Here is a 23957-nt window from a genome sequence, read left to right on the forward strand (position 1 = left end):
AGACCACCCCTCGCGCGCGGGCGCCGGGCCGGCGAGGGGGGATCATGCGCAAGGTGGCCGACTGCAGGGACATGCCGAGCGAGATGAACTGCACGCTCGCCATCAGCGGCGAGGAGGACGAGGTCGTCCGCGCCGCCGCCGAGCACGCCGCCTCGGTGCACGGGCACGAGAACACCCCGGAGCTCCGGGAGGAGATCCGGACCCACCTCAAGGACGAGCACGCGACGGTCGGGGGCTGAGTCATGGGCTTCGTACAGATCATCGACTACCGCACCGACCGCCAGGACGAGCTGGAGGGCCTGTTCGACGAGTGGGCGAAGGCCAGCGAGGGCAAGCGCACGGCGACCCACGAGCTGCACACCAAGGACCGCCAGGACACGTCCCACTACGTCGACATCGTCGAGTTCCCGTCCTATGAGGAGGCGATGCGCAACAGCGACCTGCCCGAGACCCGCCGCATCGCCGGCGAGATGGAGGCGCTGTGCACCGACGGCCCGCGGTTCCTGAACCTGGAGGTCATGCGAGACGACCAGCTGTGAACCGCTGAGCCCGTCGGCGCCGCCGCCGGATGGACGAACCGGCGTGCTGTGTGCTTGGTCACTCGATCCGGCCGCAGGCGTCGGTTTGTCATTTCGCGTGGAGAAGCGGATGACTTGTGCGGTAACAACCAGTTGCCATCGCGGTACGGCTCCATATGATCTTTCATGGCCGGTCAGATCATGCACCGCGCCCGGTCCGTGTCCCGCACGGAACCGCCAATCGAAAGCCGCTCTAGGAGCCCCACATGTGCGCAACCCAGAACCCGCAGTCCCCGGCCTCCAACCTGCAGACCCAGACGGGCCACGCCGACGCCAAGGTGAACGTCCTCGCCGGACTGAGCGTGGCCGGCCTCGGCTTCGTCTTCGGGCAGGTTCACGAGGGACCGGTGGCGGCGCGCATCCTGTTGTGCGTCGTCGGCGTCGCCCTGGCCGTGGCGCTCGTCTGCCTGCTGGTGGTCATCTACCCCCGCGGGGGAACCCTCCGGTTCGGAACCGCCGCTCCCGCGGAAGGGTCCCGTTCCTCCGACCAGGAAGGCGAGATGAAGAAGATCGTCTGCCTCAAGTACCGCTGCGTCCAGTACGGGATCACGGCCATGATCTTCGCCGTGGCACCCTTCCTGGCCGCACTCATCGTGAACGCCGCCGCCTGACGGCGGCGTGATCGACCCCGACCCACGGTCTCCGCACTCACCATGCGGAGGCCGTTTCCTCTTGCCGGGGACATGCAGGCCGCGCGACCGCACACCGCCACTTCGACGACTTCGCCCTCCGCCGACGCCACCGGCCTGACGCTTTTCGCGACGGTGCGGCGCGCTGGCGAGCCGGGGTGATCCCCGCAGCCGGCTTCGTGTTCCTGCCTGACACGGCATCGGTCGTCAGTCGAGGCCTTCGATGATGCGGAAGTCGCGCTCGACGCCGTCGGCAAGTGCGGCCAGCGCCTCCTGGTAGGCCGCACTCGCGTGCGCGGCGACCGCCTGTTCGAAGCTGTCGAACTCGATCAGGACGGTGCGCTCGGCGATTCCGGCGTCGTGTGCGACGACCCGGCCGCCGCGGGCGAGCGGGCGCCCGCCCGCGGCCTTGACGGCCGGACCGGCCAGCTTGTTGTAGGCAGCCAGCTTCTCGGGGTCTGCGATGGTGCGGTAGGCGCTGACCCAGTAGCCCTTGGCCACGGTTACCTCCTGTGTTCGGAATTGATGCTCGCAAGCATGCTCGGATCCATGGCCGGCGCGCTGTGGTCAGCGAGCCCCCGCCAGGGCGAGCGCACCGGCCACGTCCACGTGGGCGGAGCGGCCTTCGGGAGCTGCGGGCATGGAGCGCCAAGCGGTCAGCAACGCGGGCCTGGGCCGCGGTCACCGGTCCGACTCCTCTCGGGCGCGGCTTTCGAGCTCTGCCAGATGCAGCAGCGCCGGAAGGGCTGCCGCCAGGGCCTCGACCTCGTCACCGGCGAGTTCGTCGATCAACCGCGCGTACGCGTCGACGCCCGCCTGGCGCCGTGTCCGGACGTACGACGCGCCGGCCTCGGTCAGGCACACCAGCGTGACCCGCTTGTCGGACGGATCGCCCGTCCGCTCGACCAGCCCGGATTCCTCCATCACCCGGACCAGGACGGTCATCGCGGGCTGGGTGACGCCCTCGGAAACCGCCAGATCGGTGATCCGTCGCGGGCCGGTCTTGTCCAGGGTGGCCAAGGTGGCGGCGGACGTCAGGCTCATGTCGCGGGGAAGGCGTCTCACGGCCCTGGTGGCCAGACCGTGGAGGGCCGACCCGATGGCATCGGAAGCGCCGTGCCCGGCGCCTTGGCGACTCACGCCCGAAGAATAGCAGCTTTATATATATGCTTTATGCATATTCGCACCGCCGCGGGCACCTCAGACGGGACGCAACAGAGGGGGCGATGTCGCGAGCGGGCCGCGGTAATGACACACTTACTTCAGTTTGTCTCATGGAGGTGCACATGCCGGCGACCGTCCAGCCACCCGAGAGCGTCACGTGGCGCGTCCACATCGACCGGTCCATGTGGATCGGCGGGGTGCGCAGCCTCATGCTCCAGGCGCTGCACCCCATGGCGATGTGGGGCGTCTGGCAGAACTCCAACTTCCAGGAGGACCCCTTCGGGCGCCTCCAGCGCACCGCCGACTTCGTCGGGATGGCCACCTTCGGGTCGCACGAGGAGATCGACGAACTGGCGTACCGCGTCCGGGAGATCCACCGGAGCCTGCGCATCCTCAACCACGACACCGGCAGGCGGGAGCGCCTCGACCAGCCCGAACTGCTGCGCTGGGTGCACTGCGCCGAGGTGTACTCCTACCTGGAGGTCGCGCGGAGGGCCGGGCTGCCGCTGACCGGCGCCATGGCCGACACGTACCTCCGGGAGCAGCGGCACACCGCGACCTACGTCGGGCTGCACGCCGACGACGTCCCCGGGAGCGTCGCCGAGATGGAGGCCTACCTCGCCGAGATGAGGCCCCACCTGCGCGTCACCGAGGAGGCCGCGGCCACCGTGCGGTTCCTCATGTGGCCGACGATGCCGGAGAACCTCAGGTTCCTCGCGCCCGGGAAGCCGGGCTACTTCCCGTTCGGGGCGCTCTGCTACTACTCGCTGCCGGACTGGGCCCGCCAGATGTACGGGGCGCTGCCCGAGGTGCCGCAGCCCGCGGTCTCGGCGGCGCTCCGCTCGTTCCGCCTCGCGATGAACGCGGTGCCGGAGCGGCTCCACGACTACGCGTTCGCCAGGAACACCCGCGACATGCTGGAACGCGCCAGGCAGCGGCTCGCGGCCGACGGCTACGACCTGGACAAGGGGCTCTACGGCCTGCGCGACCCGCGCCGCTGGCCCGCGCGGCGGGCGCTGGCCACCGCCTAGACGGCGTCGACGGGGAGCGCCGCCCACGGATCCTTGCGGGGGGCGGCCTCCCGGCCCTCCGGGCAGTGGCGGGCGAAGTCGCACCACGAGCACAGGTTCCCCGGACTCGGCGGGAACAGCTCGTCGTGCGGAGCGTGGTCGACCTCCCCCTCACGGGGCCTCGGCACGCCGGCGCGCTTCCCCGCGCCCGCGCGGTAGGCGTCGTCGGCGGCCGCGGCCTCGGCGGCGATCTGCTCGGCGCGCCGGATGTGCCGGGCCAGCGACTCGTCGGTGTGCTCCCACACCGCGACCTCGCCGGACGGCAGGTGGTGCAGCTCGACCCGGTGGCACGGGCGGCGCAGGACGCGCGACGCCGCCACCGCGTAGATCGCCAGCGCCAGCGAGCCGCGCGCGTCGTCGGAGGTCAGGACGTGCCGCCCGGTCTTGTAGTCCACGACGACCAGCTCGGGGCCGCGCGCGTCCAGCCGGTCGATGCGCCCGGACACCGCGATCCGGTCGGTGCGGGTCGCCACGGTGCGCTCGACGCCGAGCGGCTCGTCGGACGGGTCGAGCCCGGCGACGTACCGCTCCGTCATCTCCCGGGCCCGCTCGCGCCACTGCGCGGACTGCGCCTCGTCCCGGAACCCGTCGGTCAGCCAGCCGCGGAGGAGCAGCCTCCCGGCCGCCTCGGGGCTGCGTTCGCGGACGGGCAGCCGCCACCATCCGGCCAGCGCGTTGTGGACGCTCGAACCGACGCTGTTGTGCGCCCACCGGGGGCCCTTCGGCGGCATCGGACGATCGAGATACGTCATCCGGTACCGGCGCGGGCAGTCCAGCCACGTGTTCAGCCTCGACGGCGTGCACGCGTAAAGCCGTTGAGGCATCCCCTCGAAGCCCAGCTGCTCGGCCACGGTCAGTCGTCGGACTCCCGTGCCATGGAGCCCCAGCTCTCCCAGCGGGCGTCCTCGTCGCCGACCGTGGTCTCCTCGCCCTGCGCGGGCAGGACACGCAGGTCCTTCGGCAGCGGGGTGAGCAGCGCGCCGATCGAGTTGAGCTGCTTGCGCAGGTCCTCGTAGGCGCCGCCGATCGAACCGGGACGGCCGCGGTGCAGGGTGTCGCCGGAGAACAGCAGGCCGAGCTGCTCGCTGATCACGCAGACGCTGCCGGGCGTGTGGCCCGGGGTGTGCACGATCTCCAGCTGGGCCTCGCCGATCTCGAAGACGCCGCCGTCCTCCAACCAGATGTCGGGTTCGAGGGAGCGCAGCGCCTTGGCGTCGTCCTCGTCGTCCTCCTCCTTGGCGAGGCGGCCGAAGTAGTCGCGCCACAGCAGCCGGTCGGCGCGGTGCAGCGCGATCGGCGCCCAGTTCTCCTCGTCCTCCTCACCGGCGGCGGCGACTTCGAGGACCACGCTGAGGCGGTGCTCGTTGCCGTCGGTCAGCAGGACGGCCATGACCTCGCGGTCACCGACCTCCTTGAGGATGGCCTCGGCGTCGTACGCCGGGTCGATCACGATGACCTCGTCGTCGTCGCCGACGATGTAGGTGTTGCTCTCGACGTCGTACTCGGTGTCGTCCAGGGTGAGCTTCCCCGACGTCACCACCTGTTCGATGCGCGCGTCCACGCTTCGCACCCTACCGCGATTCGCCGCCCCGGTCGGGCAGACGGAGATCACCGCCGGTGGCGGCCGCGCGGAGCTGCTCGAAGGCGTCCGGCGCGGTGGTCTCGGCGCCGATCCGGTCGCCGGTGAAAGCGCCGTGGTCGTCGCTGGAGCCGGTCACGGCGAGGCCGAGCGAGGCCGCCAGGTCGCGCAGGCGGGCGCGGTCCTCGGCGGCGTGGTCGGGGTGGTCGGCCTCGACCCCGGCGAGCCCGGCGGCGGCGAGCCTCTCGATCACCTCGTCGCCGAACACGTACCCGCGGCGGCGCGCCCGGGGGTGAGCGAGGACGCACACTCCCCCGGCCGCGCGGACGAGTTCGATCGCCCGCTCGGCGTCGAGCGCGTACCGCTCGACGTAGGCGCGGCCGCCCTGCGCGATCCACCGGGACGTGAACGCCTCGTCCGCCGTCTCGATCACCCCGGCCTCCACCATGGCGCGCGCGATGTGCGGGCGCCCGACCGCCTCGCCCGTGGCCAGCGCGCGGACCATCTCCCACGTGACGGCGGCGCCGAGCTCGTTCAGCCGCTCCACCATGCCGCGCGCCCTGATCACCCGGTCGTCGCGGATCCGGGCCAGCTCGGCGGCCAGCACCGGCTCCGCGGGGTCGAACAGGTAGCCGAGCAGGTGCAGGCTCCGGTCGTCCTCCTTGCACGACAGCTCGATGCCGGGGACGAGCGCCAGGCCGTCCGGGAGGGACGCGGCGGCCTCGTCCCAGCCGCTGACGGTGTCGTGGTCGGTGAGCGCGACGACGTCGACGCCGTTCTCGCGGGCCCGCCGGACGACCTCCGCGGGCGGCCGGGTTCCGTCGGAGGCGTCGCTGTGGCAGTGCAGATCGATCCGCATGGCCCCTTCATACCAATGGGGGGCCGCTCAGTCGTCGAGGCGGGGGCTGTACGCGCCGTAGGGGAGGTCGAGGTCCATGCCCGGCTCGCGAAGGTCGAGCAGGGTGAGGCGCTCCACCATGAGCACCCCGGCCTCGGCGGGCCACAGCACCGCCCACAGCCAGTTCCCCATCGCCTCGCCGACGTAGGCGGCGCGGTCGGCGCGGTCGCCGACCGCCCACATCGGCACCGTCTGCTCGCAGGTCGCACTGGGGCCGCCGACGTCCAGCTTCACGTGCGGCGGGCCGCCGTTGAAGGCGGACCCGGGGTCGGGGCCCGCGAGGCCGGCGTAGTGGGCGCCGAGGCCGATGCCCGGCTCCTCGGCGATCAGCACCATGTCGGCGGGGCCGTGCGTCAGTCCCGGCCCGGACACCGCGACGGCGGTCGCCCGGGCGCCCGAGCGGTCGTCCCCGACGGCGGCGAAGCCCGTGACGAGCCAGGCCGCCGGAAGCGGCCAGGGCGTCCAGACGGGGACCCTCGCGTCCCGCAGGACGACGGACAGCCCCTCGGGGCCGGGATGGTTCGACGGCTGCCTCGGCAGTACGGCGCCGTGCACCCCGCAGCTCCAGTCGCTGGACCAGAGGCTCGGCGCGCTCAGAGGCCCCGCGCAGCGCGGGCATGTGGGCTCGGCCCTCATGGTTAACCACCCTGCGCGGCGATGTCCCGGCTCGTCAAGGGGCGGCGGGGCCGCCGTCCCGGAAAAGTGGCGACAAGATGGGGTCATGCGAGTGCGTTGCGTGGGCGGGATCGTGCGGGACGGCGAGGGACGGTTCCTGCTGGTCAGACGCGGGCACCCGCCGGGTGAGGGGCTGTGGTCGATCCCGGGCGGCCGGGTCGGGCCCGGCGAGGACGACCCGGCGGCGGTCGCCCGGGAACTGAAGGAGGAGACCGGCCTGGACGTCCTCGTCGGCCCCCTGGCCGGGTCGGTGGAGCGCCCCGGCCCCGGCGGCGTCGTCTACGAGATCCACGACTACACGGCGGCCGTCGCCGGCGGGACGCTCCGCGCGGGCGACGACGCGGCCGACGTGCGCTGGGTGGCCCCCGGCGAGCTGGCCGCTCTTCCGCTGACGCCCGGCCTGCTCGACGCCCTCGCCGGATGGGGCGTCCTATGAGGCGTGCACCGGCGCCGTCCCCGCCGTGACCGGCACGTCTCCGTCCTCCGGGCCGGTCGTGACCCTCCGGACGCGCATTCGCCGCGCCAGCCACGTGACGGCGGCCGCGTACAGCAGCATCGGGACGATGTCCGCCGCGACCACCTGCCACGGGACGCCGCCCTGCTCGATGTCGAGCCGGCCGATCGCCGCGGGCCCGAGGAACGCCATCAGGTTGTTGAACACGTGCAGGGCGATTCCGGACTCCAGCCCGCCCGTCCGCACCGCGAGCCACGCCGCGACCGCGCCGAACGCGAAGATGTCGAGGATCCCCCAGCCCGTGTAGCCGTGCCCGGCCGTGAACAGGGCCGAGCCCACGACGATCCCCGGCCACGGCGTGCGGAACACGACGCTGAAGGCGCGCCCGACGCGGCTCCTGGCGTTCTCCAGGGTGCACGCGCCCACGGCCTGGAGCATCCAGCCGCGGAAGGCGTACTCCTCCGCCGCCGACTGGAACGGCACCAGCAGGATGATCACGATGGCCGGGGCGACGAACCGCCCCCATCCGACCCAGTGCTCGTCGCCGCCCGACCGGTCGCCGATCGCGGCCGAGGCGACGATCGACGTTCCGAACGACACGGCGCAGAACAGGATCGCGAGGCCCGAGCAGGCGAGGAGCCAGCGCCAGCGCAGCCGCCCCGCGACCGAGGAGAGCGTGCCCGGCCGCCGGCGCTGGACGACCCACGCCGCGGCCAGCGCGACCGGGAGGAACAGCGCCAGCGCCCCCAGGTTGTACGCCAGGTCGGCCGTCTGGTCCCCGAAGATCGAGTCCACGTCGGTCCCGGAGGTGTCGAGCGCCTCGCCCGTGACCACCACCCGGACGATGATGCCCACGATCATCAGCCCGATGGCCAGGGCCATCCCGACGGCGGCGATCCCGAAGGTCCCCGCCAGGGGGCGCCACCACCGGTGCACCTCGTTGCGCGCCAGCCGGTGGAACGGGGCCCCCTTGGGCGTCTCCACCGTCCAGGGCCGCTTGGCCGCGTGGGTCCCGTACCCGGGCGCGTAGGGGCCGGGGTGATGCGCGCCCGGCGGCTGCGCGGGCGGCCCGTTCCAGTACGGCGTGCCGGGCGGATACCCCTGGCCCGGCGCCCCGGCGGGTCCGTACTGGCCAGGGCCGTAAGGCTGTTCAGCGCCGTACGGCTGCCCTGCCGGGTACGGCTGCCCTGCCGGGTACGGCTGCCCTGCCGGGTACGGTTGCCCGGCGTCGTGGGGCGGGGCCGCAGCCGGGGCCGGGGCCGGCGGCCAGGCGGCCGGCTCCGGCCGGTCCTCCGGCATCGGCTGAGGACCGGACGGCTGCGGGTTCCGCTGCGGCTCGCGTCCCAGATCGGGGTCTAGGGGCGCCCAGCCGTCGCCGTCCCCTGGTCCTGCCACGTGTGGACCCTCCTGGTAGATCTCGTGTACGTGGGACGAATCGTACGGGGCGTTCAGTTCCCGGACGGATCGGAGCGCCTCGTCCGCGCCATCCCCGCGGCGCGGCCCTTGGCGGCGACGACGAGCGCCATCTTGCGGGACGCCTCGTCGATCATCTCGTCGCCGAAACGCGCGGCGCCGCGGCCCTCGCCGAGGGAGCGGTCGTAGGCGTCCAGGATCAGCTCGGCGCGGTCGTAGTCGTCCTGGGACGGGGAGAACACGGCGTTCCCCGCCTCGATCTGGGACGGGTGCAGCACCCACTTGCCGTCGAAGCCGAGGGCGGCGGAGCGCTCGGCGACGCGGGTGAAGGCCTCCACGTCGCGGACGTTGAAGTAGGGCCCGTCGATCGCCTGGAGGCCGTGGGCGCGTGCGGCCAACAGGATCCGCATGAGGATGTAGTGGTAGGCGTCGCCCTCGGTGTAGCCGGGCGGCTGCTCGCCGACGACGAGCGTCCTCATGTTGATCGACGCCATGAGGTCGCCGGGCCCGAGCACGAGGGCCTCCAGCCGGGGCGAGGACGCGGCGATCGCGTCGACGTCGACCAGGCCGCGGGCGTCCTCGATCTGCGCCTCGATGCCGATGCGGCCGGCGGGCAGGCCCGTCGCCCGCTCGATCTGGGTCAGCAGCCGGTCGAGCCACTGGACGTGGGAGGCGTCCGACACCTTCGGCAGCATGACCGCGTCGAGGTTGGCGCCGGCGCCCTCGACGACCTCGATCACGTCCCGGTAGGCCCAGTGGGTGTCCAGGTCGTTGACGCGCACCACCCGCGTCCTGCCCGCCCAGTCGCCGTCGTTGAGCGCGGCGACCACGGTGGCGCGGGCGCCCTCCTTCGCCGACGGCGCGACGGCGTCCTCCAGGTCGAGGAAGATCTCGTCGGCGGGCAGCCCCTGCGCCTTCTCGATGAAACGGGGGTTGCTGCCCGGGACCGCGAGGGTGGTACGTCGTGAGCGCATGGCCCCGGATGCTATCCAGCGGTGTGAGACCCTCGGGGCATGGGTCTGAACAGGGCACTGCTGGAGGAGGCGGCCAAGAAGTCGGGGCTGCTGTGGCTGGACCTGCCCGGCCTGCCCCAGCCGCGCGCCGCCTGGCACGTGTGGCACGACGGGTCGGCGTACGTGCTGACCGGCGGGGAGGGCGAGCAGCCGCTCCCGGGCCTGCCGGAGGCCGCGCAGGTGACGGTGATCCTGCGCAGCAAGGACAAGGGCGGGCGGCTCCTGGCGTTCGTCGCCGACGCCGAGCAGGTCGAGCCGGGCTCGCCGCTGTGGGACGAGGTGGCGCCGCTCCTCGCCAAGGACCGCCTGAACGCCCGGACCCACGAGGGCCAGGTGGAGACGTGGGCCGCGGAGTCGTGGATCATCCGGCTCACGCCGGCCGAGGAGGTCGTCGAGGAGGGCGGGGAGTACGCGTCGGTCCGGCCGGTGCCGACGCCCGCGACGACCGCCGGGCCGCCGCCGCGCCTGTACGGCGGCAAGCGCCGGCGCGCCGACCGCTAGCCGCGCGCGGGCCCTCACATCGGCAGGTGGCGGCCTTCCGCGAGGGCGCGGAGCTTGTCCGGGTTGGCCACCAGGTGGACGGCCTGGACGCGGCCGTCCGCGTCGACGTCGGCCGTGACGGCGCTGATCGGCCCGTTCGGGCCGTCCACGACGACCGCCGGCCCGCCGTTGATCTCGACGCTCCGGATGCGCATGTCGGCCGGCTCGACGCCCTGGTAGGCCTGCCCGCCGATGCCGGCGAAGAAGCGGGCCACCTTCTCCGCGCCGAAGATCGCCCGGCGGGGCGCCCTGACCTTGCCGCCGCCGTCGGACCACAGCGCGACGTCGGGCGCGAGCACCTCCATGAGCCGGTTGACGTCGCCGCCGAGCACCGCCTCGAAGAACCGCTCGGTGGCGGCGCGCCGCTCGGCGCCGCGGGCCTCGTAGCGGGGGCGCCGCGCCTCCACGTGCCTGCGGGCGCGGGTGCCGAGCTGGCGGACCGACGCCTCGGTCCGGTCCAGCGCCCCGGCGATCTCGGCGAAGGGGTAGCCGAAGACCTCCTTCAGCACGAAGACGGCGCGTTCGAGGGGGCTCAGCGTCTCCAGCACGACGAGCATCGCCATCGACACCGACTCCGACATCTCGGCGTTCTCCGCGACGTCCGGGGAGGTCAGCATCGGCTCGGGCAGCCACGGCCCGACGTAGGTCTCGCGCCGGGCCTGCGCCGAGCGCAGCCGGTCGAGCGCGACGTTGGTGGTGATCCGGACGAGGTAGGCCTTGGGGTCGGCGACGCCGGACCGGTCGCCCGCCGACCAGCGCAGCCAGGCGTCCTGGACGGCGTCCTCGGCGTCGGCCGCCGTTCCGAGCATCCGGTAGGCCACCGCGAACAGCAGGTTGCGGTGCTGCTCGAAAGGCTCTGCGAGGGCGTCGCTCACGGTCCCTCACCCTTTCACGTCCCTTTCGCCCCCGGGACTCCGGGTCACGGCCGGATGTGACATACCCGTCCGGATCAGTCGGGAGATCACGGGTAGTGTCCAGGCCATGAGCGGACCTCCGTCGCGGGTGTTCATCGCCCGGCTCGCGGGCGTCGCGGTGTTCGACCCGGCCGGGGACCAGGTCGGCCGGGTCCGCGACGTCGTGGTCGCGCTGCGCCTGGCGCCGCGGCCGCCGCGGGCGCTCGGTCTGGTGGTGGAGGTCGCCTCGCGCCGCGCGGTGTTCCTGCCGATCACGCGGGTCACGGTGATCGAGGCGGACGCGGTGGTGTTCGACGGGCGGCTGAACATGCGCCGCTTCCAGAAGCGCGGGTCGGAGACGCTGGTGATCGCCGAGATGCTGGACCGGACCGTCCGGTTCCGCGACTCCGGCGAGGCCGCCTTCGTCGTGGACGTGGCGATGGAGCCGACCCGCACCCGCGACTGGCTCGTCAGCAGGGTCGCCGTCCGCCGGCGGACGGGCCGGGGCCTGCGCAAGCGCGGCGAGAGCATGATCGTGAGCTGGGACGCCATGGAGGGGTTCTCCGCCGTCGAGCACGGGCAGGGCGCGGCCGGGCTGATCGCCGCGTTCGAGATGATGAAGCCCGCCGACCTCGCCACGATCGTGCACGAGCTGCCGGAGAAGCGGCGGACCGAGGTCGCCGTCGCCCTGGACGACGAGCGGCTCGCCGACGTCCTGGAGGAGCTGCCCGAGGACGACCAGATCGAGATCCTCGGCAAGCTCGGCGTGGACCGCGCCGCCGACGTCCTGGAGGCGATGGGCCCCGACGACGCCGCGGACCTGCTCGGCGACCTGCCGACCGAGCAGCGCGAGCAGCTGCTGACCCTGATGGAGCCGCGCGACGCGGCCCCGGTCCGGCGGCTGCTCACCTACCCCGACCAGTCGGCCGGCGGCCTGATGACGACCGACCCGGTCATCGTCCCGCCGGACGCGACGGTCGCCGAGGCGCTCGCGCTGATCCGCCGCCCCGACCTGAACCCGGCGCTGGCGGCGCAGGTGTACGTGTGCCGGCCGCCGACCGCGACGCCGACCGGCCGCTACCTCGGCACGGTGCACTTCCAGAAGCTGCTGCGCGAGCCGCCGCCGACGCTGGTCAGCGGGATCGTCGACACCGAGCTGGACCCGCTGCGCCCCACCATGTCGCTGGAGGCCGTCGCGATGTTCCTGGCCACCTACAACCTGGTCGCGGGCGCGGTCGTGGACGAGAACGGCCACCTGCTGGGCTCGGTGACGATCGACGACGTCCTCGACCATCTGCTGCCCGAGGACTGGCGGGAGGCCGCGATGGACGCGACCGCCGAGGAGACCGCCGATCCCGAGGAAGAGGCTCTGCGGGGGACGACATGACGGCACGCCAGATTGCCTCGCGCCTGGACCAGCCGCGGGAGCCGCGCAGGACGCTGCTGCCGCGCCCCTCCTACGACCCGGAGTCGTTCGGGCGGCTGGCGGAGCGGATCGCCCGGTTCCTCGGGACGGCCCGCTTCCTCGTCTACATGACGGTGTTCGTCGCCGTGTGGATCGGGTGGAACCTGCTGGCGCCGTCGTTCCTGAGGTTCGACCCCTACCCGTTCATCTTCCTGACGCTGATGCTGTCGCTGCAGGCGTCCTACGCGGCGCCGCTGATCCTGCTCGCCCAGAACCGGCAGGACGACCGCGACCGCGTCCAGTACGAGCAGGACCGGTCGCGCAACGAGCGCACCATCGCCGACACCGAGTACCTCACCCGCGAGATCGCGGGGCTGCGGGTCGCGCTGAGCGAGATCGCCACCCGCGACTTCCTGCGCTCGGAGCTCCAGCAGATGATCCGGGAGATGGACGCCAAGAAGCCCGTCTCCTAGGCGCCCTCGTCGGCGAGCTTGTCCAGGATGTGGCCGAGGGTGCGCAGGTCGGGCTCGTCCAGCCGGCTCAGGATGTGGTCGCGGACGCCCTGCCGGTAGGTGGGGGCGGCCTCGGCGAGCCGGGCCCGGCCCCCGTCGGTCAGGACGGCGAACAGGCCGCGCGCGTCGCTCGCGCAGGACTGCCTGACCACCAGGTCGTCCCGTTGCAGCCGGTCGACCAGCCGCGTCAGACCGCTGCGCGACAGCAGCACGCGGTCGGCGAGGTCGTTCATCCGCAGCCGCCCGTGCGGCGCCTCGCCGAGGTGCACGAGGACCTCGTAGGAGCCGAGCGCGAGGTCGTGGCGGGCCAGCAGGTCGGCCTGCAGCCGGCGGGAGATCTGCGCCTGGGCGCGCAGCATGGTCCGCCACACGATCATCTCGGCGGCGGCCGAGGCGAGGTCGGTGGTCACGGGACCGATGGTAGGCCGGGCGGGCCTCCCGCGCGATGGACGGGTCCTCCCGCGCGATGGACGGGTCCTCCCGCGCGATGGACAAGGCCTCCCTCGCGATGGACGGGGCCCTCCGCGCGGTTGACGGGGCCCGCCGCGGGAACGGCGGGTGTGAGGCCGGACACCCTGATTAGCAGGTTGGCGCATCGGGTTCATACCATGGACGCATGGCCTCCCTTCTGACGGACGAGCGGGTGAACGCGGCTCTCGCCACGGTGCTCGATCCCGAGATCCGCAAGCCCATCACCGAGCTCGACATGGTCAAGAGCGTCGACATCGACGCGGACGGCGCCGTCCGCGTCGGCGTCTACCTGACCGTGGCCGGGTGTCCGATGAAGGACACCATCACCAAGAACGTCACGGAGGCCGTGTCCAAGCTCGACGGGGTGTCCTCGGTGCGCGTCGACCTCGACGTGATGAGCGAGGAGCAGCGCAAGGACCTGCAGACCAAGCTGCGCGGCGGTCAGCCCGCCAAGGAGATCCCGTTCGCCCAGCCGAACTCGCTGACCAAGGTGTACGCGGTGGCGAGCGGCAAGGGCGGCGTCGGCAAGTCGTCGGTGACGGTGAACCTCGCCGCCGCGCTGGCCGCCCAGGGCCGCAAGGTCGGGGTCGTGGACGCCGACATCTACGGCCACTCGGTGCCGCGGATGCTGGGCGTGGACACCGCGCCCACCAAGGTCGAAGACATGATCATGCCGCCGACCGCGCACGACGTGAAGGTGATCTCGGTCGGCATGTTCACCGCCGGGAACCAGCCGGTCGTGTGGCGGGGGCCGATGCTGCACCGCGCGCTCCAGCAGTTCCTCGCGGACGTGTACTGGGGCGACCTCGACATCCTGCTGATGGACCTGCCGCCCGGCACCGGCGACATCGCGATCTCCGTCGCGCAGCTGCTGCCGTCCGCGGAGATCCTCGTCGTCACCACCCCGCAGCAGGCGGCCGCCGAGGTGGCCGAGCGGGCGGGGGCGATCGCCGCGCAGACCCACCAGCAGGTCGTCGGCGTGATCGAGAACATGTCCTACCTGTCGTGCCCGCACTGCGGCGAGCAGCAGCACATCTTCGGCGAGGGCGGCGGCCAGACGGTCGCGGACGCGCTGACGAGGACGCTCGGGACCCGCGTCCCCATGCTCGGCCAGGTGCAGATCGACCCGCGGCTGCGCGAGGGCGGCGACAACGGCGTCCCGCTGGTGCTCTCCGACCCCGACGCCGGGGCCGCCAAGGAGCTCCGCACGATCGCCGACCGGCTCGCGGGCCGCAGCCGCGGCCTCGCCGGCATGTCCCTCGGCATCAGCCCGAAGGGCCGCTGACCGCCCGCTCGCCCGGGGACTCCCCGGGCGAGCGTTCAGGCCGGGCCGCCGACCGGCGGCGCGGCCGGGATCAGGTCGCCTCGTTGTCGAAGGGCGGCTTCTCGCTCGGGTCGAGGCCGACGGCCGCCGTCGCGTACGAGGGCTCGTCGTCGAAGACGCCGGAATCGTTCTTCAGGTAGGTCTCGTCGTCCTCGAGCAGGTGCTTGCGGACGAACGTCTTCGGGTTGAGGTCGTTGAGGTCGAAATCCTTGAACTCGGGGCCGAGACCCTCCTGAAGGTCGGCCTTGGCGCTGTTGGCCATCTCGCGGAACTGCCGCAGCATCCGGCCTGCCTGCCCGGCGACCTGCGGCAGCTTGTCGCCGAAGATCACCAGGGCGAGGACGACGAGCACCGCCATCTCACCGAGTCCGACGTCGAACAACCCGTCCTCCACACACACGCCGGCCGCTCGCGCGGCCGGCTGCACACAACCCGAAGGGGACCGGCCCAGAGACGGGCCGGTCCCCCCAGCGTATCCCCAGCCCGGATGAACCGGACTTGAACATCGGTGCCCTAGTCGGAGCTCAGGGTCACCTGGGCGGTGGCCTCCTTGCCGCCGCGCTGGTACGTGAGGGTGACGCGGTCGCCCGGCGCCCGGCTGCGGATCTGCGCGATCAGGTCGGTGGCGTCCTCGATCGGCTTGTCGTCGACCTTGGTGATCACGTCGCCGGGCTTGAGGCCCGCCTTGTCCGCAGGACCGCCCTTGGTCACCGGGTCCTGCCCGTTGACCGGCTGCGGCATGATCCGGGCGCCGCCCTCCTGGTACCGGGGGTCGGGCAGCACGCCGAGCTTGGCCTGCTTGACCGTGCCGGACCGGATGATCTCCTCGGCGATCCGCTTGCCCTGGTTGATCGGGATCGCGAAGCCGAGGCCGATGCTGCCGCTCTGCTGATCCCCGCCGAGCGACTGGCCGCCGAGCGTCGCGATCGCGGTGTTGATGCCGATCACGCGGCCCTTCGCGTCCACCAGCGGCCCGCCCGAGTTGCCCGGGTTGATCGCGGCGTCGGTCTGGATGGCGTTGAGGTAGGACGCGTCGCCGCCGCCGCCCTCGCCCCGCGTGGGCACGGCCCGGTTCAGCGAGCTGACGATGCCGGTGGTGACCGAGCCCTGCAGGCCGAGCGGCGAGCCGATCGCGATCACCGGGTCGCCGACGGCGATGGCGCTGGAGTCGCCGACCGGCAGCGGGGGCAGCGAGTGCTGGCCCTCGGGCTTCAGCACGGCGACGTCCGAGCTCGGGTCGGCGCCCTTGATCGTGGCGGGCAGCGTCTTCTTGTCGTTGAAGACGATCTGGATCTGGCCGCCACCGCCCCCGCCGCCGGAGGCGACGTGGTTGTTGGTGACGACGTAGCCGCCGTTGACGATGAAGCCGGTGCCGCCGATCTCACCCTGCGACGACTGCACGCGGATCATCACGACGCTCGGCAGCACCCGCTGCGCGACGCCCGCGACCGAGTCCGGGGGACGGTTCTGCACCTTGGTGTCGTTGCTGTTGCTGCCGCCGAGGCTCACCGCGCCGTCCTCCTGGCCGCCGGTGGCGATCACGCCGATCCCGGCGCCGACGGCGCCGGCCACCAGCGCGACGATCAGCGCGACGACGGCCAGGAGCCCGAGCCCCGGCCCGCCCCGCGACGAGGACGGGGGCGCCGGGACGGGCGCCCAGTTGGGCCCGGTGCCGCCGGGCGGCATCCCGTACCCCGCCATCGGGCGGGGACCCGGGCCGCCGGGCGGCGGCGGGCCGGGCGGCGCGGGCGGCGGGCCCATCGGCGGGCGTCCGGGGGCGGGCGGCGGCGGGCCCTGGTGGGACTGCTGCGGCCATCCCCCGTACGGGCCGCCCTGCGCGGCCCTCGGGTCCTGGTTGTGCGGGACGAACCCGGGGCGCATCCGGTCGTCGTGGGCCTCCACGGGCGGCTTGTCGAGCGGCACGGGCGGCGGGGGCTGCGGCATGTCGCGCGGCGGCGCGTCCTGCAGCGGCACCTCCTGCGGCATGTCCGCGGCGGCCTGGGAGAGCACGTCCTCGCTGGTGTCGGGCGGCCCGCCGAGCGAGTCCGGCGGCGCGAACCCTCCGGCCACCAGGCGGTCGCCCTCCTCGCCGGCCTCGCGTCCGTCGCCGGCCGCGGGGCCCGCCCCGGCGCCGTCCTCGGCGCGGGCGGGCTCCGGGTCGTCGACCTCGGGTTCATCCCCCGGCTGCTCCACGGGGATCCCCTGGTCGGTCACCGTCTCGGGAGGAGCCGCCGCCTCCTGCCGCTCAGGCTCCTGCCCGGGGACGACGTCGTCGTCCTCCGAGGGCGCCCTGACCGGGCCGCGGTTGTCTTCCGTCATCCCCATCTCTCCTACCGAGCATGGTCCTCGTTATCGGTGCTCATGCTGCCCCGCACGGCATGTGGCGAGCATAAGACTCGCCGCCAATACCCATATCTCGGGTCAATCGAACGGATTCGCCGCCGAGACCAGCCGGCGGGCGCCGCGGGAGAGGCGCGGCCAGAAGGGCGCGGAGTCGCGCGGCATGTTCAGCGCGACCGCCGTGGCCGTGCTCTGCGGCGCGTCCGTGACGACGGTGTAGACGTGGCCCTTCCCGCCGGACACCGCCCAGCGCCTCAGGGACTCGCGGCGGTACACCGTCCGGCCCCGGCGGGCGGACCGCTGCCAGCCCGCCATGCCGCGCTCGTCGAGCGCGCCGCGCTGCACGAACACCGAGACCGCGGCGAGGCCGTCGGAGTAGCTGAGGTGCAGGGCGCCGCCGCCGGACTCGCGGCGGGCCTCGTAGAGGGCGAGCCGGCCCGGCAGGCGCTCCGGAACGGGCCAGCCGCGGTCGCGCAGGGAGGCGAGGCCGGCGCGGTCGAGCCTCTCGCCCCACGCGCCCGCGGCGGTGCGGCCGCCGGCGGACTCCGCCGGGCCGCCCGCGGCGGCCCCCGGGAAGCGGGACGGACCGCCGAGCGGGCGGGCGAGGGGCGACGGCTCGACCGGCGAGACCGTGAAGCTGATCTCGGTGAAGCCGGTGGCGACCACGGGGCTGCCGGTGGCGTCGATCAGCTCGCGGTGCAGCATCAGTCCGGTGTCCCGGTCGATCCAGAAGCGCCCGGCGGGGCTGCCGTCGGCGCGGCGCGCCTCGACGACGCGGGCCGGGCGGCCGCAGACCGACGCGTCCGCGGCGCGCACCACCGCGTAGTTGCGGGTCAGCAGCGCCAGCGTCGCGGGCGTGAAGCCGGTGGTGTCCCCGGCCGAGGACTCGGGCCGGTACCCCTCGCCGGTCGGCCCGGACCGGTACCGGATGCCCGCGCCCGGCGTGTGCGACACGGCGACGCGGGAGGTGGCGGCCCGGCCGCCGCCGCGGGTGGTGAGGAACCGCCGGCCCTCGTAGGGGACGCGGCGGGCGGCGTCGGCGGCCGCGCGCAGCAGCCCGAGGGCGTCCGGGTCGGTGCGGGCGCGGCGGGCGGGGGCGGGGTCGCCGGTGAGCGCCCCGGCCAGCGCGAGGGCGCCCGCGAGCCCGCCGGCCAGGACGGCGCTGCGCCGGCGCCGCCCCGCCGGGGCCGCGCGCCTCACGGCCCCGGGGAGACCTGGACCTGGTTGACCGGGTCGGTGAGCGGGTCGGTCATCGGCGCGTCGCCGGACGTGAGCGCGTGCTCGACGGCGAACCGGTCGAAGGCGGGCGTCACGGCGGGGGTGTCCTGGCGCCCGCCCGCCACGTAGGAGGCGGTGCCGAGGCCGAGGAACAGGGTGGCGGCGCCGACCACGAGGTAGCGCCGCCGGGGCTGGACGCGGATCGCGGCGGCGTGCCCGGCCGGGCGGTTGTCGCGCGGGCGGGCGGCGTGCGGCGGCCTGGCGGGCCGGGCCGGCTGTCGATGCGGCCGGGAGGGGTGCCGGGGGCGCGCTGCGGCGTGCGGCGCGGCGGACTTCGGCGCGGCCGACTTCGGCGCGGCCGACTTCGGCGCGGCGCCCGTGACGGCCGCGTCGGATGCCGCCGGCGCGTCGGGGAGGCCGGAGAGGTCGGGCAGGGTGCGCAGCCGGCTCAGGAAGTCGGCGGAGGGAAGGTCGTCGGCGCCGGCGGTCGCCGGCGGCTCCGCCAGGCCCCGCAGCCGCCCCTTGAGCTTGCGCAGCTGGTCGGCCTCTTCCCGGCAGCCGGCGCATCCCGCGAGATGGGCGTGGGCGCGCTCGCGCTCCTCGTCCCCCAGCTCACCGTCGACCAGCGCGGTCAGACGCTCCCCCAGACAACTCACGCCGCCTCCGTCGATTCCGTTCGGTCAGGCGCGCGGTCCCGCCCCGCGCGCTGTGAGCACAGCTTTACACGCCCTCCGGCAGCGGCCGGGCACCGCCCGCCGCGTGCGCTCCGCCGGGCTCGCCCTCGAAGGCCGCGTCATCGCCCGCGAAGGCGGCCTGGTAGTCGTTCCTGGTCCCGGGGCGGCGCCGGGTGGGCGCGCGGTGCTCCAGCGCCGAACGCAGCTGGGCCCGCCCTCGGTGGATGCGGCTGCGCACGGTGCCGAGCTTGACGCCGAGGGTCGCGGAGATCTCCTCGTAGGACAGCCCCTCGATGTCGCACAGCACGACGGCGGCGCGGTAGTCGGGGGCCAGCGCGTCGAGCGCGGCCTGGACGTCGGCGTCGAAGTTGCTGTCGTCGAACGCCTGCGCCGGGGTCGGCTCGCGGCCCTGGAGGCGTTCGGCGGCGTCGTCGGCGAGCCCCTCGAAGCGGATGCGCTGGCGGCGCCGGGCCATGTCGAGGAACAGGTTCGTGGTGATCCGGTGCAGCCAGCCCTCGAAGGTGCCCGGCGTGTAGTTCGACAGCGAGCGGAACACGCGGACGAAGACCTCCTGCGTGAGGTCCTCGGCGTCGTGCTGGTTGCCGGTCAGGCGGTAGGCCAGCCGGTAGACGCGGGCGGAGTGCTCGCGGACGACCTCGTCCCAGGACGGCGGCGCCCATTCTGCCTCGGGTGCGTTCTCGCGGATGCGAGCGGCGTTTCCCAGACCCTGCCTGGCGCCGACCCCAACAGCGCTTCTGAAACTGAGTGCTGCGACTCCCATGGTGCCGGGCTGTTCCTCTCTCGTGAGCCAAGGTCTCGCCTTGGAACGGCACGGTCTCGCCTGGGCTGGGGCGGTTCTGATACCGACTCGGTGCTTGCCTGTGTTGGTAACAACGCACTGAAACGCCAGTTGGTTCCCCTGCAGCGATATGGTCTTTCCAGCATGAGCCATGCGGGGGTCCCACGAGGAGGCAGCCATCGACGCCATTGAGGCCACCCGGGCCTATGTGGAGGATTTCCTCCCCGAGGACGAGCCGCTCCAGAACGCCAGGCGCCGCGGCCGTGAGGTCGGCGCGATGCCGATCGGCCCGGCCGGAGGCGCGGCGCTGCGCTTCATCGCCACGCTGATCGGCGCGCGGACGGTCGTGGAGGTCGGCTCGGGCTGCGGGGTGTCCGGCGTCTACCTGATGCGCGGCATGCCGAGCGACGCGGTGCTGACGAGCGTCGACATCGAGCCGGAGCACCAGCGGCTGGCCAAGCAGGCCTACCGGGAGGCGGGCCTGTCCGGCTTCCGCACCCGGATGATCATCGGCCCGGCGCTGGAGGTGCTGCCGCGCCTCACCGACGGCGCCTACGACATGGTGTTCTGCGACGCGGCGAAGCGGGAGTACCCCGAGTACCTGGTGGACGCGCTGCGCCTGCTGCGGCCGGGCGGCGTCGTCGCGTTCGACAACGCCCTCTGGCACGACCGGGTCGCCGACCCCGACCGGCGCGACCCCGACACCGAGGCGATCCGCGAGGTGCACCGCATGATCCGCGAGGACGAGCGGCTCGTCCCGCTGCTGGTCCCGGTGGGCGACGGCCTGCTCTGCGCCGTCAGGCGTGACTGAGGACGCCCTGCGCGACCGGGCCGCCGGGGAGGCGTTCGCGGTCCGGGTGCGGTTCACGTGGGGCGGGGTGTGGCGGCTGTCGGCGTTCGTGATCCTCTTCCTGGCGTCGGCGGGGTTCGTCGCGGGCGGCGTGATGCGCGGCGCCGGCGCCGGCAGCGTCGTGGTCACGGTGCTCGGGGTCGCGGGGCTCGGCCTGTTCGGGTCGGGCCTGCTGGTGTCGGCCGGGGCGATGCTGTCGCGGCGGCCCGTCCTGGAGCTCGACGGCGGCGGGGTGCGCCGCCCCGCGCGCTGGCCGCTGCCGCGCCGGTCCGGGAGGACGCTGCCCTGGGACGACGTCGCCGCGATCACGGCGCTGCGGCGCGGCGTCGGCGGCACCCGCCGCGGCGAGCAGGACTACCTGGTCTTCCTGCCGACCCCGGAGCTGGCGGAGATGGCGCGCACCTCCGAGCGGGCGCCGCTGGTGGCCCTCACGATGCGGGACGTGCCCGCCACGGCGGCGGCCGTCCCGTGGTGCTTCGCGGTGGAGCCGGGCTGGGACGCGACGCTCCCGGAGATCGTCAAGCAGGCCAGGCGGCGCCGCCGCGTCCCGGTGATCGACCGCCGGAACAGGTGACGGGCGCGGGCGGGGACGGCCCGGTCAGGCCGTCAGCCAGTCCAGCAGCAGGCGGGCGCCGTACCCGGTGGCGCCGCGGGTGATCTCGGCGTCCTCGGAGGCGGAGCGGCCGGGCCCGGCGATGTCGAGGTGCGCCCAGGGCCGCTCGCCGGCGAACTCGCGCAGGAACAGCGCCGCCGTGATCGAGCCGCCGCCGTAGCCGCCGCGCCCGATGTTGTTGATGTCGGCGACGTCGGAGTCGATCGCGGCGCGGTAGTCCTCCACGAGCGGGAGCCGCCACACGGGCTCGCCCGCGGCCGCCCCGGCCCGGGTGATCTCCCCGGCGAGGGCGTCGTCGCTCGCGAACAGGGCCGCGTGCTTCAGGCCGAGCGCGACCTTGGCGGCGCCGGTCAGCGTGGCGACGTCCACCACCGCGTCGGGGTCGAGCCGGGCGTCGGCGTAGGCGAGCGCGTCGGCGAGGACGAGCCGCCCCTCGGCGTCGGTGTTCAGCACCTCCGACGTCGTCCCGCCGTAGTGGGCGATCACGTCGCCGGGGCGCATCGCCGACCCGGAGGGCATGTTCTCCGCCGCGGCGACCAGGCCGGTGACGCGGGCGCGGACGCCGAGGGACCGCAGCGCGCTCATCACGGCGATGACGACGCCGCCGCCCGCCATGTCGGTCTTCATCGCCTTCATGCTCTCGTTCGGCTTCAGCGACAGGCCGCCGCTGTCGAACGTGATGCCCTTGCCGACCAGGACGACATGGCGCGGGGAGGGCCCCCCAGCGTCTCCCGGGTCGTAGGAGAGCTCGATCAGCCGGGGCGGGCGGGCCGAGCCGCCGCCGACGGCCAGCAGGCCGCCGAACCCCTCGTCCGCCAGCTCCTTCTCGCCGCGCACGCGGACGGCGAGGCCGGACTCGGCGGCGACGCGCTCGGCCTGGGCGGCGAGCCAGGACGGGGCCTTCTCTCGCGACGGGGTGTTGGCGAGGTCGCGGGCGAGGGCGGTGGCCCGGGCCCGCGCGGTGCCGAGCTCGATCGCGGGGGCGTCGGAACCGGGGCCGGCCTCGGTCAGCACGGCGAGGGCGCCGAGCGCCCTCTTCGGCGGGGCGGCGCCGATCCTGAACTCGTAGGAGGCGAGCAGCGCCCCCTCGACGAAGGCGGCGAGGTCGCCGTCCGGGACGCCCGCGACGAGCGCCGTGCGCCCCCTGCCGCGGCGGGCCAGCGCGGCTCCGGCCCGGCGCAGGTCGGCCGGGGCCGCCTCGCCCACGCCGTAGAGCAGCAGTTCCCGCACCCGGTCGCCGACGCGGACCTGCGTGGCGACGATCTCACCGGGCTCGCCCTTGGCCTGGTGCAGCGCGAGCAGCTCGTCCAGCGTGAAGGGGAGGGAGGCCGCCACCTCCGCCGCCGGGGCGACCGGACCGGACCGGACGGGCACCGCGACCACCTCGGCCCCGAGGTCGACCGCGGTCTGCGACACGGTGCCGCCGGCGCCGTGGATGCGGGTCTCGATGGGCATGGCGGTGGTTCCCCCTGATCGCTGAACGTTACGGAAATGGCAAGGGCCCCGGCGTCGTCGCCGGGACCGTCACCAACAGGCCGGGATCGCCGGGGCCGTCAGCCCACGACGTCCTTGAGGGCCTCGCCGAGCTCCTTGGCCTCGTCGGCGGAGAGCTCGACCACGAGGCGGCCGCCGCCTTCGAGGGGGACTCGCATGACGATTCCGCGTCCCTCCTTGGTCACTTCGAGCGGACCGTCTCCCGTCCGCGGCTTCATCGCCGCCATGCGTGCATCCCCTTCCTAAGTAGGGCCGCGGCCTCGCACACCTCTGGCCGCGTGGCCGCGTGTCGCATCCGCGTCATCAGTAGTGGTCCATTATCTCGTCTTCCGGGCGCGAAGTGGTAACGATCAGCCTCCAGATCGGCAGCCGGGGCCCGTGGACGCAGGTCGCGGCCCGCCCGGGCGTCCGGATCGGCGGGGGGCGGGACGGCCGCCGCACCCCCGCCGGCCCCCCACCGCGGACCCGCCGCACCGGCCGGGACCGCCCTTGCCCGGGGCCCCGGTGTTCGTCGAAGGTGGCCTGGGAAGATCTACCGAGGACCGAGAGGACGACGATGTCTGACACCGTGCTTTACGACGTGACCGACGCAGTGGGGACAATCACACTCAACCGTCCCGACGGGATGAACTCGCTGACCGTCGAGATGAAGGAGGCCCTGCGCGCGGCGGTGGTCCGGGCCGCCGCCGACCCGGCCGTCCGCGCGGTCGTCCTGACGGGAGCGGGACGGGCGTTCTGCGCGGGTCAGGACCTGCGCGAGCACGGCGGCAACCTCGCCGCGGGCCGCGGCCTGGACGACACCGTCCGCAAGCACTACAACCCGATCGTGCTGGCGATCGCGGGCATGCGCAAGCCGGTCGTGGCGGCGGTGAACGGTGTGGCGGCGGGCGCGGGCGCGTCGCTGGCGTTCGCGTGCGACCTGGTCGTCGCGTCCGACAGGGCCCGGTTCGCGACCGCGTTCACCGGGATCGGCCTCGCCCCCGACAGCGGCATGTCGTGGACGCTCCAGCGCCTCGTCGGCCGCGCCAAGGCCACCGAGCTGCTGCTGCTCGGCGAGCCGGTGAAGGCCCCGGAGGCCCTGGAGATGGGGCTGGTCACGCGGGTCGTCCCGGCCGACGAGCTGGCCCCGGCGGCGGTGGAGCTGGCGCGCCGCCTCGCGTCCGGCCCGACGGTCTCCTACGGCGCGGTCAAGGCGGCGCTCGACCACGCGGCGACCCACGACCTGGCGTCCGCGCTCGAACGCGAGGCGGAACTCCAGGACGAGTGCGAGAAGACGAGCGACCACCACAGCGCCACCGAGGCGTTCCTGAACAAGCGGCAGCCCGTCTTCGAGGGCCGGTAGGCGGTCGGG

General features: G+C 73.9%; 29 protein-coding genes. 12 read left to right on the forward strand and 17 right to left on the reverse strand.

What is annotated here, in order from left to right:
• The first annotated feature begins 53 nt into the window (after positions 1 to 53).
• The 3 genes from ACQEU6_RS19840 (at position 54) to ACQEU6_RS19850 (ending at position 1189) form a co-directional block, all read left to right on the forward strand.
• A complete protein-coding gene (locus ACQEU6_RS19840; RefSeq protein WP_499333886.1) occupies positions 54 to 239 on the forward strand; it encodes a DUF1059 domain-containing protein in 186 nt (61 codons plus the stop codon).
• Between the two features lie 3 nt (positions 240 to 242).
• On the forward strand, positions 243 to 539 hold the full coding sequence (locus ACQEU6_RS19845; RefSeq protein WP_499333887.1) for a hypothetical protein: 297 nt from the start codon (positions 243 to 245) through the stop codon (positions 537 to 539).
• 245 nt (positions 540 to 784) lie between these two features.
• On the forward strand, positions 785 to 1189 hold the full coding sequence (locus tag ACQEU6_RS19850; RefSeq protein WP_499333888.1) for a Pycsar system effector family protein: 405 nt from the start codon (positions 785 to 787) through the stop codon (positions 1187 to 1189).
• A 225-nt stretch (positions 1190 to 1414) separates the two neighbouring features.
• On the opposite strand, the gene ACQEU6_RS19855 is transcribed toward ACQEU6_RS19850, so the two are convergent.
• Together ACQEU6_RS19855 and ACQEU6_RS19860 are read right to left on the reverse strand one after the other, a co-directional pair.
• Positions 1415 to 1708 carry a DUF1330 domain-containing protein gene (locus ACQEU6_RS19855; protein ID WP_499333889.1) on the reverse strand — a complete coding sequence of 98 codons (294 nt, stop codon included), beginning with the start codon at positions 1706 to 1708 and terminating at the stop codon, positions 1415 to 1417.
• Positions 1709 to 1888: 180 nt separating this feature from the next.
• Positions 1889 to 2347, reverse strand: coding sequence for a MarR family winged helix-turn-helix transcriptional regulator (locus ACQEU6_RS19860; protein WP_499333891.1), 459 nt, complete (start codon positions 2345 to 2347; stop codon positions 1889 to 1891).
• A gap of 146 nt (positions 2348 to 2493) precedes the next feature.
• Between ACQEU6_RS19860 and ACQEU6_RS19865 the strand changes: the two genes are divergently transcribed.
• The gene (locus tag ACQEU6_RS19865; protein ID WP_499340266.1) at positions 2494 to 3402 is read left to right on the forward strand and encodes an oxygenase MpaB family protein; all 909 of its coding nucleotides are present in this window, start codon (positions 2494 to 2496) and stop codon (positions 3400 to 3402) included.
• Here ACQEU6_RS19865 and ACQEU6_RS19870 read toward each other — a convergent pair.
• The 4 genes from ACQEU6_RS19870 to ACQEU6_RS19885 are packed head-to-tail and all read right to left on the reverse strand — an operon-like array spanning position 3399 to position 6554.
• Entirely contained in the window at positions 3399 to 4292 is an 894-nt protein-coding gene (locus ACQEU6_RS19870) for a RecB family exonuclease (protein WP_499333893.1), read from the reverse strand. The genes ACQEU6_RS19865 and ACQEU6_RS19870 overlap by 4 nt on opposite strands.
• A 2-nt stretch (positions 4293 to 4294) precedes the next feature.
• Entirely contained in the window at positions 4295 to 5002 is a 708-nt protein-coding gene (locus ACQEU6_RS19875; protein WP_499333894.1) for an MBL fold metallo-hydrolase, read from the reverse strand.
• 10 nt (positions 5003 to 5012) lie between these two features.
• Complete coding sequence (locus ACQEU6_RS19880; protein WP_499333896.1) at positions 5013 to 5879, reverse strand: PHP domain-containing protein; 867 nt, start codon at positions 5877 to 5879, stop codon at positions 5013 to 5015.
• Between the two features lie 27 nt (positions 5880 to 5906).
• Complete coding sequence (locus ACQEU6_RS19885; RefSeq protein ID WP_499333897.1) at positions 5907 to 6554, reverse strand: DUF6758 family protein; 648 nt, start codon at positions 6552 to 6554, stop codon at positions 5907 to 5909.
• 85 nt (positions 6555 to 6639) lie between these two features.
• On the opposite strand from ACQEU6_RS19885, the gene ACQEU6_RS19890 reads away from it, so the two are divergent.
• Positions 6640 to 7029 carry an NUDIX hydrolase gene (locus tag ACQEU6_RS19890; protein WP_499333898.1) on the forward strand — a complete coding sequence of 130 codons (390 nt, stop codon included), beginning with the start codon at positions 6640 to 6642 and terminating at the stop codon, positions 7027 to 7029.
• Here the strand turns inward: ACQEU6_RS19890 and ACQEU6_RS19895 are convergent.
• Together ACQEU6_RS19895 and ACQEU6_RS19900 are read right to left on the reverse strand one after the other, a co-directional pair.
• Positions 7024 to 8442 carry a CPBP family intramembrane glutamic endopeptidase gene (locus tag ACQEU6_RS19895; protein WP_499333899.1) on the reverse strand — a complete coding sequence of 473 codons (1419 nt, stop codon included), beginning with the start codon at positions 8440 to 8442 and terminating at the stop codon, positions 7024 to 7026. The two genes, ACQEU6_RS19890 and ACQEU6_RS19895, sit on opposite strands and share 6 nt — an antisense overlap.
• A gap of 53 nt (positions 8443 to 8495) precedes the next feature.
• Positions 8496 to 9434 carry an HpcH/HpaI aldolase/citrate lyase family protein gene (locus ACQEU6_RS19900; RefSeq protein ID WP_499333900.1) on the reverse strand — a complete coding sequence of 313 codons (939 nt, stop codon included), beginning with the start codon at positions 9432 to 9434 and terminating at the stop codon, positions 8496 to 8498.
• A 39-nt stretch (positions 9435 to 9473) separates the two neighbouring features.
• Here ACQEU6_RS19900 and ACQEU6_RS19905 point away from each other — a divergent pair, with 39 nt between their 5' ends.
• Positions 9474 to 9974, forward strand: a complete 501-nt coding sequence (locus tag ACQEU6_RS19905; RefSeq protein ID WP_499333901.1) for a hypothetical protein — start codon at positions 9474 to 9476, stop codon at positions 9972 to 9974.
• Positions 9975 to 9988: 14 nt separating this feature from the next.
• Here ACQEU6_RS19905 and ACQEU6_RS19910 read toward each other — a convergent pair whose 3' ends face one another.
• Entirely contained in the window at positions 9989 to 10888 is a 900-nt protein-coding gene (locus ACQEU6_RS19910; RefSeq protein ID WP_499333902.1) for an RNA polymerase sigma-70 factor, read from the reverse strand.
• Between the two features lie 106 nt (positions 10889 to 10994).
• Here ACQEU6_RS19910 and ACQEU6_RS19915 point away from each other — a divergent pair, with 106 nt between their 5' ends.
• Both ACQEU6_RS19915 and ACQEU6_RS19920 read left to right on the forward strand, forming a co-directional pair.
• On the forward strand, positions 10995 to 12293 hold the full coding sequence (locus ACQEU6_RS19915; RefSeq protein WP_499333904.1) for a magnesium transporter MgtE N-terminal domain-containing protein: 1299 nt from the start codon (positions 10995 to 10997) through the stop codon (positions 12291 to 12293).
• On the forward strand, positions 12290 to 12784 hold the full coding sequence (locus ACQEU6_RS19920) for a DUF1003 domain-containing protein (RefSeq protein WP_499333906.1): 495 nt from the start codon (positions 12290 to 12292) through the stop codon (positions 12782 to 12784). Before ACQEU6_RS19915 ends, ACQEU6_RS19920 begins: the two co-directional genes overlap by 4 nt.
• On the opposite strand, the gene ACQEU6_RS19925 is transcribed toward ACQEU6_RS19920, so the two are convergent.
• Complete coding sequence (locus ACQEU6_RS19925; protein ID WP_499333908.1) at positions 12781 to 13233, reverse strand: MarR family winged helix-turn-helix transcriptional regulator; 453 nt, start codon at positions 13231 to 13233, stop codon at positions 12781 to 12783. The genes ACQEU6_RS19920 and ACQEU6_RS19925 overlap by 4 nt on opposite strands.
• 206 nt (positions 13234 to 13439) lie before the next feature.
• On the opposite strand from ACQEU6_RS19925, the gene ACQEU6_RS19930 reads away from it, so the two are divergent.
• Positions 13440 to 14579, forward strand: a complete 1140-nt coding sequence (locus tag ACQEU6_RS19930; RefSeq protein WP_499333910.1) for an Mrp/NBP35 family ATP-binding protein — start codon at positions 13440 to 13442, stop codon at positions 14577 to 14579.
• Positions 14580 to 14649: 70 nt separating this feature from the next.
• Here the strand turns inward: ACQEU6_RS19930 and ACQEU6_RS19935 are convergent, their stop codons facing one another.
• From ACQEU6_RS19935 to sigE, 5 genes are all read right to left on the reverse strand, one after another.
• A complete protein-coding gene (locus ACQEU6_RS19935) occupies positions 14650 to 15000 on the reverse strand; it encodes a sec-independent translocase (RefSeq protein ID WP_499333912.1) in 351 nt (116 codons plus the stop codon).
• Between the two features lie 131 nt (positions 15001 to 15131).
• Positions 15132 to 16937 (reverse strand): S1C family serine protease, encoded by a 1806-nt coding sequence (locus tag ACQEU6_RS19940; RefSeq protein WP_499333913.1) that lies wholly within the window; start codon positions 16935 to 16937, stop codon positions 15132 to 15134.
• 102 nt (positions 16938 to 17039) lie between these two features.
• Complete coding sequence (locus ACQEU6_RS19945; protein ID WP_499333915.1) at positions 17040 to 18158, reverse strand: MucB/RseB C-terminal domain-containing protein; 1119 nt, start codon at positions 18156 to 18158, stop codon at positions 17040 to 17042.
• On the reverse strand, positions 18155 to 18832 hold the full coding sequence (locus tag ACQEU6_RS19950; protein ID WP_499333916.1) for an anti-sigma factor family protein: 678 nt from the start codon (positions 18830 to 18832) through the stop codon (positions 18155 to 18157). The genes ACQEU6_RS19945 and ACQEU6_RS19950 overlap by 4 nt, the downstream gene beginning before the upstream one ends.
• A 64-nt stretch (positions 18833 to 18896) precedes the next feature.
• On the reverse strand, positions 18897 to 19631 hold the full coding sequence (gene sigE, locus ACQEU6_RS19955; RefSeq protein ID WP_499333918.1) for an RNA polymerase sigma factor SigE: 735 nt from the start codon (positions 19629 to 19631) through the stop codon (positions 18897 to 18899).
• Positions 19632 to 19800: 169 nt separating this feature from the next.
• Here sigE and ACQEU6_RS19960 point away from each other — a divergent pair, with 169 nt between their 5' ends.
• Positions 19801 to 20460 carry an O-methyltransferase gene (locus ACQEU6_RS19960; protein WP_499333920.1) on the forward strand — a complete coding sequence of 220 codons (660 nt, stop codon included), beginning with the start codon at positions 19801 to 19803 and terminating at the stop codon, positions 20458 to 20460.
• Positions 20453 to 21073, forward strand: a complete 621-nt coding sequence (locus ACQEU6_RS19965) for a hypothetical protein (protein ID WP_499333921.1) — start codon at positions 20453 to 20455, stop codon at positions 21071 to 21073. Before ACQEU6_RS19960 ends, ACQEU6_RS19965 begins: the two co-directional genes overlap by 8 nt.
• Before the next feature lie 24 nt (positions 21074 to 21097).
• On the opposite strand, the gene ACQEU6_RS19970 is transcribed toward ACQEU6_RS19965, so the two are convergent.
• Both ACQEU6_RS19970 and ACQEU6_RS19975 read right to left on the reverse strand, forming a co-directional pair.
• The gene (locus ACQEU6_RS19970; protein WP_499333922.1) at positions 21098 to 22567 is read right to left on the reverse strand and encodes a leucyl aminopeptidase family protein; all 1470 of its coding nucleotides are present in this window, start codon (positions 22565 to 22567) and stop codon (positions 21098 to 21100) included.
• Between the two features lie 98 nt (positions 22568 to 22665).
• Positions 22666 to 22833, reverse strand: a complete 168-nt coding sequence (locus ACQEU6_RS19975) for a DUF3117 domain-containing protein (RefSeq protein WP_083980698.1) — start codon at positions 22831 to 22833, stop codon at positions 22666 to 22668.
• A gap of 329 nt (positions 22834 to 23162) precedes the next feature.
• Here ACQEU6_RS19975 and ACQEU6_RS19980 point away from each other — a divergent pair, with 329 nt between their 5' ends.
• Positions 23163 to 23948, forward strand: a complete 786-nt coding sequence (locus ACQEU6_RS19980; protein WP_499333924.1) for an enoyl-CoA hydratase-related protein — start codon at positions 23163 to 23165, stop codon at positions 23946 to 23948.
• Positions 23949 to 23957 lie beyond the last annotated feature (9 nt).

It is taken from the genome of Spirillospora sp. CA-108201, from assembly GCF_050936235.1.
GTDB lineage: Bacteria > Actinomycetota > Actinomycetes > Streptosporangiales > Streptosporangiaceae > Spirillospora.